The organism is Kribbella sp. (genome assembly GCF_035687465.1).
GTDB lineage: Bacteria > Actinomycetota > Actinomycetes > Propionibacteriales > Kribbellaceae > Kribbella.
In genome coordinates, this window is the sequence record NZ_DASRXP010000535.1 from 1 (window position 1) to 8,054 (window position 8,054).

7 protein-coding genes are annotated in these 8,054 nt (G+C 66.9%); 6 read left to right on the forward strand and 1 reads right to left on the reverse strand.

Annotated elements, in window-relative coordinates:
• Positions 1 to 1,036 precede the first annotated feature (1,036 nt).
• Positions 1,037 to 2,230, reverse strand: a complete 1,194-nt coding sequence (locus tag VFG33_RS28270) for a homogentisate 1,2-dioxygenase (RefSeq protein WP_325056015.1) — start codon at positions 2,228 to 2,230, stop codon at positions 1,037 to 1,039.
• Positions 2,231 to 2,310: 80 nt separating this feature from the next.
• Here VFG33_RS28270 and VFG33_RS28275 point away from each other — a divergent pair, with 80 nt between their 5' ends.
• From VFG33_RS28275 to VFG33_RS28300, 6 genes are all read left to right on the forward strand, one after another.
• A complete protein-coding gene (locus VFG33_RS28275; RefSeq protein WP_325056016.1) occupies positions 2,311 to 3,165 on the forward strand; it encodes a hypothetical protein in 855 nt (284 codons plus the stop codon).
• Positions 3,162 to 4,370, forward strand: coding sequence for a fumarylacetoacetase (fahA, locus tag VFG33_RS28280; protein ID WP_325056017.1), 1,209 nt, complete (start codon positions 3,162 to 3,164; stop codon positions 4,368 to 4,370). Before VFG33_RS28275 ends, fahA begins: the two co-directional genes overlap by 4 nt.
• A gap of 150 nt (positions 4,371 to 4,520) precedes the next feature.
• A complete protein-coding gene (locus tag VFG33_RS28285) occupies positions 4,521 to 5,933 on the forward strand; it encodes a cytochrome ubiquinol oxidase subunit I (RefSeq protein ID WP_325056018.1) in 1,413 nt (470 codons plus the stop codon).
• Complete coding sequence (locus VFG33_RS28290; protein WP_325056019.1) at positions 5,933 to 6,955, forward strand: cytochrome d ubiquinol oxidase subunit II; 1,023 nt, start codon at positions 5,933 to 5,935, stop codon at positions 6,953 to 6,955. Before VFG33_RS28285 ends, VFG33_RS28290 begins: the two co-directional genes overlap by 1 nt.
• Positions 6,952 to 7,203 carry a hypothetical protein gene (locus tag VFG33_RS28295; RefSeq protein ID WP_325056020.1) on the forward strand — a complete coding sequence of 84 codons (252 nt, stop codon included), beginning with the start codon at positions 6,952 to 6,954 and terminating at the stop codon, positions 7,201 to 7,203. The genes VFG33_RS28290 and VFG33_RS28295 overlap by 4 nt, the downstream gene beginning before the upstream one ends.
• Positions 7,196 to 8,054 (forward strand): ABC transporter transmembrane domain-containing protein (locus VFG33_RS28300; protein WP_325056021.1); only part of this gene is annotated, 859 nt, incomplete at its 3' end. The genes VFG33_RS28295 and VFG33_RS28300, both read left to right, overlap by 8 nt.

Here is an 8,054-nt window from a genome sequence, read left to right on the forward strand (position 1 = left end):
GCGGTCTCCGCTGCGTGATGGTGCTAGCCGAGGTGGTGGGTGTCAAGGGCGCTTCGCGGCCCTGCGGGCTCGAACAAGTTCGACCCTTGACACCCACCACCTCGGCCAGGGAAGGACGCAGCTACGCGGATCCCGCGCAGAAGTATGAGCTGCATCAGGGGATCCCGTCCGCCCGGGTGGTTCGTGCGAGGTGTTCGGCACTTCCGCTGATTCCGGCGGCCCGGGTGGCGCCGGTTCCGAGGTGGCCCCATCCAGACCTACAGAAGTCGCGAAAACCTATCCAGTAACCGGTTTCCCGGGTGGTTTCGGCGGGTTCTGTAGGTCCGGGTGGGGCCGGGCGGTGGGCCTTGCGTCGAGCAGTGGCGCGGTTCCGCCAGCTGACGGCTTGTGGGACCGATACCGGTCTACTGGGCGCTATCGGTCGAACAACCCGCTATCGGCGGTAGGCGCGCCCGGGTGGATGCCGGGTCGTTGGACCGATGCCGGTCTGTAGGACGCTATCGGTCGAGCAACCCGCTATCGGCCGCACGGTCCACCGGCTGGTCCGCCTGGTGGTGTGCTCGTTCCGCCAGGTGGTTCGCCTGGGACCGGGGCGGTGATTGAGTCGGGGGTTCGGACAGGTAGTGGGGACCTCGGACAAGGTATTTGTTGTCCGAGGCCCCGATTTGGTGTTCAAGGTCCGACAACCTGCCCGAGATTCGGCCGGCGGCGGATGAAATCGCCGGGTTCCTTACCGTGGAAGGCGTTCGGCCCCGCCCCGACGTAGTTCCTGAACTTGTGGCCGTACTTCTCAGCGGCTCCGGGCGTAGCTGCGTCCTTCCCTGGTCGCGGTGAGGTGTGTCAAGGGTCGAACTCGTTCGATCGCCGAAGGCGCCGCGAAGCGCCCTTGACTCACCTCACCGCGACTAGCACCATCACGCAGCCCGGCGACGCGAACCACCCACACCTACGAAACCCACGAACCACATCCACCCACCCATGAACCACAATTCGCCGACCCACGAACCGTCCGCGCCGGCGTGCGCGTAGTACTGGGTCAGTTGGTTCGGCGGCCGGCCCAGGTCCAGGCGTAGACGCCGTCGTCTACCTCCGCGCCGCCTTCGCCGAGTTCCAGGGGGCGGAAGGTGTCGACCATGACGGCTAGTTCGTCGAAGTGGTCTGCGCCGAGGGAGGCTTCGATCGCGGACGGCTGGGGGCCGTGGGCGTAGCCGCCGGGGTGGAGGGAGATGGAGCCCAGGCCGATGCCGGAGCCCTTGCGGGCCTCGTAGTCGCCACCGCAGTAGAACATCACCTCGTCGGAGTCCACGTTCGAGTGGTAGTACGGAACCGGCACCGACAGCGGGTGGTAGTCGACCTTCCGCGGTACGAAGTTGCAGATGACGAAGTTGTTGCCCTCGAAGACCTGGTGGACCGGTGGCGGCTGGTGGATCCGGCCGGTGATCGGCTCGTAGTCGCTGACGTTGAAGGTGTAGGGGTAGAGGCAACCATCCCAGCCGACCACGTCGAAGGGATGCGTCGCGTACGTCATCCGGCTGCCGACGATGCCGCTCGGCCCGTTGCCGCGATGCTTCACCAGTACCTCGACATCATTGCCCTCGACAACGAACGGCTCACCGGGCGTGTGCAGATCGCGTTCGCAGTACGGCGAATGTTCGAGGAACTGCCCATACCGGCTCAAGTACCGCTTCGGCGGGGAGATGTGACTGTTGGCCTCGATGCAATAGGCCTGTACTCCGTCCGCGCCCGGGATCCACCGATGGGTGGTGGCTCGCGGGATCAGCACGTAGTCGCCTTCGGCCGCGGGCAGTACACCGAAGACGGTCTCGACGGTCGCCGAGCCCTTCTCGATGTAGACACACTCGTCGCCGATCGCGTTGCGGTAGTACGGCGAGACCTCCGAGGCGATGACATACGAGATCCGGACATCGCCGTTGCCGAGCACCAGCCGGCGGTGTTCGACCGGGTTGTTGTCCACGCCCGACTTGAACAGGTCGTGCAGCTTCAGGTGCCGTGGCGTCAGCGGGTGGTTGGCCGTGGTGGCGAGATCCGGCAACTCCCAGATCTGGGAGTCGACCAGCGCCGACGGCACGCCCGCGTGGTAGAGCAGCGACGAGTCCGAGGAGAACCCTTCCTCGCCCATCAGCTCCTCGTAGTACAGCCCACCGTCCGGTTTGCGGAACTGGGTGTGCCGCTTGGGCGGAACCTGCCCGACCTGCCGGTAGTACGCCATGACTCCTTCTTCCGAACTACTTGCACCGATTATCGGACGCTTGTGTCCGCTTACCGAAAGCATCCGTTAGGCTCGCAAGCATGTCAACCATCCCTGTGCTGTTCCGGCACCTGGTCGACGACGCCGCGATGTTCCCCCCCGGGGAGCTTCCCCTGGTCGAGGCGGTGCCGGCCCACCGGGTGCACCTGCGGTCGGAGTACGCCGATCTGGTCGGTCCGTTCGTCTGCACCGATGACGACCTGATGAAGGTCGCCGCCGAGGCCTCGCGCGCCGGCGACGGGCCGCTCGAGGTCGCCGTGGTGATCACCGGCGGCGCCGGTGGGATCGAGCCGGTCATCAAGTACGGCGACCGCTCCGCCGATGTCACCGTCAAGGCGATCGAGGTCCGGCTCCGGGCCGAGGAGGACCTGTCCCGCAACGCCCTCCGCGTGGTCCGCGCCTGCGACGACTGCCTGGACGAGGAAACCGCCTTCGTCGAGATCGGCCTCGACGGCGCCTGGGAGCGGGCGCTCGACGTGGTGGCAGACGCGGGGTACGCCGCCAAGCTGCGCACCGGCGGCCTCGACCCGTCGCTGTTCCCGTCGGCAGACCAGATCGCGGCGTTCGTCACCGCCTGCCTGGACCGCGAGGTCGCCTTCAAGTGCACGGCCGGGCTGCACAACGCCGTACGACATACAGCGCCAGACACCGGATTCGAGCACCACGGCTTCCTGAACGTCCTGCTCGCCACCCGGGCCTCGCTGGACGGCGCGAGCCAGGACGAGGTGGCCGCGATCCTCGAGGATCGGGATGGTGAAAGACTCGCGGCCACAGCGAGCGGGCTGTCCGACGAGCAGGCCGGCGGCACCCGCCGGTGGTTCACCTCGTTCGGCTCCTGCAGCATCGACGAACCCCGCCACGACCTGACCGCACTCGGTCTGCTGGAGGCACCGTGACCTGGATCGACATCCCCGAGGACTCCCCGTTCGGACCAGACAACCTGCCACTCGGCGTGTTCCGGCTGGGCGACCAGGAGCCCCGGGTGGGAGCAGCGATCGGCAACCTGGTGATCGACCTGGCTCCGGTCGCGTCGGCGCAGATGCTGGACGGCTCGCAACTGTTCGCCGAGCCGACGCTCAACGCCTTCCTCGCGCTCGGACGTCCGGCCTGGCGGGCGACCCGCGAGTGGCTGCTCGACCTGGTTCAGAACGAGAACGACCGGGACGCGGTCGAACCGCACTTGATCCCGCAGTCCGCGGTCACCATGCAGTTGCCGTTCAAGGTCGCGGACTACGTCGACTTCTACGCCTCCGAGCAGCACGCGACGAACCTCGGCCGGCTGTTCCGCCCGGATGCCGAACCGCTGTTGCCGAACTGGAAACACCTGCCCGTCGGGTACCACGGCCGGGCCGGCACGGTCGTTGCCAGCGGCACCGATATCGTCCGCCCCTCGGGCCAGCGGAAACCCCCGGGGGCCGACGCACCGGAGTACGGGCCGTCGCAGCGGCTCGATATCGAGGTGGAGCTCGGGTACGTCGTCGGCAGCCCGTCAACGCTCGGCAAGCCGGTTCCGGTCGGTGCCTTCGAGGATCACGTGTACGGCGTGGTGCTCGTGAACGACTGGTCCGCAAGGGATTTGCAGGCCTGGGAGTACGTCCCGCTCGGACCGTTCCTCGGCAAGTCCTTCGCGACCTCGATCTCCCCCTGGGTGGTGTCGCTGGAGGCGTTGAAGGCCACCAAGGTCCCACTCGGCCGCCAAGAGCCGGCGGTTCTGCCTTACCTGGCCGGCGATGACCTGACGAACTTCGACATCACCTTCGAGGTCTCCTGGAACGGCGAGCTGGTCAGCAGCCCGCCGTACAAGGACATGTACTGGTCGCCGGCCCAGATGCTTGCTCATCTGTCGGTGAACGGCGCCTCGATCCGTACCGGTGATCTGTTTGCCTCCGGCACCGTCAGCGGCCCGGACAAGGACCAGCGCGGATCGTTCATCGAGCTCAGCTGGGGCGGTCGCGAACCCCTTACAGTGAAGGGCGAAGACCGCACTTTCCTCCAGGACGGCGACGAGGTCACGATCACCGGCTGGGCCGCCAAGCCTGATGGCTCGCGCATCGGCCTCGGATCGGTGACCGGCCGGATCACCCCGGCTTTGGATCGATAAACCCTTGGCGGGATGACACCGCCCTCCTGCTGCCAGCGGACCTCGGCATTTACCGGTAGCCGGTAGGAGAGGTTGCCGCTGGCGGTGACGACACCGGCCGCCACCTCCGGACATCGTTGTGCCCAACGATTCCGACCAGCGGGGGCGACGATGAGCCTGCTCGATCTGTCGAGGTGGCAGTTCGCCATCACCGTGATCTTCCATATGACCTTCCCGGCCATCACCGTCGGACTATCGATCTTCCTGTGTGTCGTGTACGGCCTGTACTGGCGGACCGGCAAGCCCGTCTACCTGCAGATGTTCCGTTTCTGGCGGCGGATCTTCGCGGTCGGGTTCGCGATCGGGGTGGTCGCGGGCATCGTGATCACCTTCGAGATGGGGCTCAACTGGGGCCCGTACGCCGCGCAGACCGGCCCCATCGTCGCCCCGATCATCGGGATGGAGGTCGTCACCGCGTTCTCGGTGGAAGCGGGCTTCATCGGCGTCCTGCTCTACGGCGACGGCCGGGTCCGGAAGGGCACCCTGTTCGCGGCCACCGTGATGGTCTCGATCGGAACCATCCTGTCGTCGACCTGGATCATCGCCGCCAACTCGTGGATGCAGACGCCCAGCGGATTCGCGCTGCACGACGGTCAGTTCCAGCCGACCAACTGGGTGGACGCCATCTTCAACCCGTCGTTCCTGTGGCGGTGGCCGCACATGGTGCTCGGAGTCCTGATCTCCGCCGGTTTCTTCATCGCCGGCATCGGGGCCTACTACCTGGTCAAGGGACGAGCGCTGCAGTTCGCGCGTCGCTCGGTATCCATCGCGCTAGGTGTGGCGGCGATCCTGCTCCCGGCCCAGGTCTTCATGGGTGACCAGGTCGCCGGGCACGTCTTTCCGGCGCAACTGTCCAAGGCGGAGGCGGCCGAGGGCAACTGGACCACGCCGAACACGGGCTGGGTACTCTTCGCGATCCCCGACCAGCAGGCCGAGCGCAACATCGCCGAACTGTCCATCCCGTGCGTCGGCAGCGCGTTCTACGGGGACCTGAGCTGCAAGACGGCCAACCCTCCGCTCGATCTCACCCCGACCGCGGACCGGCCGGACATGGCCGCGGTCTTCTGGGGATTCCGGGCGATGTTCTTCGCCGCACTGTGGATGTTCGGGACCCTCTTCTACGCGACGATCCTGCGCTTCCGACGCAAGCTCTGGACCTCCAGACGGTTCCACAAGTACCTGCTCTGGACCACGCCGGCCGGCATCGTCGCCGTCCTGGGTGGATGGGTGCTCGCGGAGACGGGTCGCCAGCCCTGGGTCGTGTTCGGCCTGCTCAGGACTTCTGCCGCGGTCTCCCACCTGGCGTCGGGCGAGATCCTCTTCTCCGTACTGGGCTTCTCCCTGCTGTACCTGGTGATGCTGGTCGCCTACATCGTCTACATCGTCCGGTCCCTGCGGATCGGGCCCGAACGCGACCACCCGGACTACGTGGACCGGCCAGCCGACAGCGACACGACGCAGGTTCCGTCCCGTAGCCCGGACCGGATCGTTCCCGCGCTCGCTAGCGAGGAAGGTCTGAGCTGATGTCGTTCATCTGGTTCTTCCTCATCCTGCTGTGCCTGCTGATGTACGTCGTCCTCGACGGCTATGACCTGGGCGTCGGCGTCGCCACCTTGTTCGAGCGCGACCGTCGCCATCGCCGGGAGATGCTCGAACAGGTCGCCCAGGCCTGGGACGGCAACGAGACCTGGATCATCCTGCTGGTAGTCAGTCTGTGGGCCGGCTTCCCGCTGGCGTTCGGGACGATGCTGCCCCACACCTACCTCCCGCTGATCGTCTTGTTGTTCTCGTTCATCGTTCGCGGGATCAGCGTCGAGATGGCCTCCCAAGCGCCGCCCGCAGTCGGCTGGGAGAGGGCATTCGGCATCGCCTCGCTGACGGCCGCGCTGGCGCAAGGCGTCGCCGTCGGCACCCTGACCATGAACCTGACCGTGGTGGGCGGCGCGTTCTCCGGCTCTGCCTTCGGAGCCATCAGTTGGTACTCCGTACTGACGGCCGCCGCGGTCACGTGCGGCTACATGGCACTGGGCTATGCGTACCTCAAGTGGAAGGCGACCGGCGAGCTGCGCGCCCGCGCCGGACGCCGCGGAGTGGTCCTCGCAGGGCTGGCGGCAGTGCTGACCGTGGCCTGTCTTGTGGCCGTCAACGGCACGGCCGCGCCGCTGAACCTGCACAGCCCCGGACGCGCCATCGGCTTTGCCGGACTGCTGCTGTTCGCGGTGGTCGGCGTGATGATGACCTTGGTGACGCTGCGGCGGGCTTCTCGGTACGACGGCCTGCCTCTCGCCGGCCTGACCATCGCAGCCGTGGCAGTGATCATCGCCCTGGTCGTGGCTCGCTACCCGGTCCTGGCTCCGCCGGACCTCACCATCGCGAACACGGCCGCGCCGCAGAACACCCTGATCTTCCTCATCGTCGGCATCGGGCTGAATGTGCCGCTGATCCTGTTCTACAACTGGTTCGCCCACCACACCTTCAGGGGCAAGCTCGACAGCGGCTCGGGCGGCCGCGACCTGCCCAACCCGGGGCTGAGGAGCCACCTATGACCGCCGAACACCAAGCCTCGTCGCGGCAACCGAAGGCGATGAGCGTCCGTCGATTTCTGACCGTCACGCTGCTGACGATCGTCGGCGTCATCGTCGCCTTCGCGCTGTACTTCGTCTGCCAGGGGGTGTTCTCCGGCTACCCCAAGTACCACACCGAACTGCTCACCATCATCGCCACGATTCTCATCGCCCTGACCGGCGGTGCCGCCTGGATCATCGACGAACGCAGAATCAACCGCGATGTCTGAGCACGGCGGTCGCGCCAAGCCGCCCGCCGACCCGCTGTCCGAGGAGCCTCGGAGGTGGCTCGCTGCCGCCGTCGCACCTGGGCGCGCCTCGCTGCGGCGGGCTGCCCTGTACCAGGCCCTGGAGACGGTGTTCACCATCGTTCAATGGGCAGCGCTCGCCTGGGTCGCGCAAGGTGTCTTCACGCACCATGCCCGACCCAGCTGGCCTGAACTGGCCGTCCTGGTGGCCGGAGGCCTCCTGGCAGCGGGATCGTCCTGGCGGGCCGCAAGGTTTCAGGCCGAGGGCCGCCGGCGGATCGCCACCACCATTCGGCAGCGTCTCGTGAGCGCGCTCTTGCCCTCCCGCCAGCGTCGCACTGAACCGGACGCCGCGACGGCAACCATGGCAACCGTAGAGCTGACGGACGATGTCGCCGACTATCACTCCCAGGCCTTACCTCAGCGCCTGTCCGCTCCTGCATCGATGGCCGTCATCTTCCTCGTCACAGCAGCGGTGCAATGGCCGGCCGCGGTGATCCTGTTGCTGTCGAGCCTCCTCATCCCGCTGAACATGCGGATCGCGGGCTTGTTCGCCAAGGAAGGCGCAGACGAGGCAGTGGCCACCGGCAACCAACTCGGAGCCGTCGTGCTGGACAGCTTCCGAGGGATGCGAACGTTGCAGAACATCGGAGCCCTGGCGCGGCGCCGCGATGATCTCGCCGGAGCGGCCGAGCGCCTGAACAAGACGACCATGGCGACCGTACGGCGGGCGTTCGTCTCCGGCTCCCTGATGGACGTGGTGATCACCTTCTCGATCGCCGTCAACGCCACGTACATCGGCCTGTCCCTGCTCGGCTACGTCAACCCCAGGG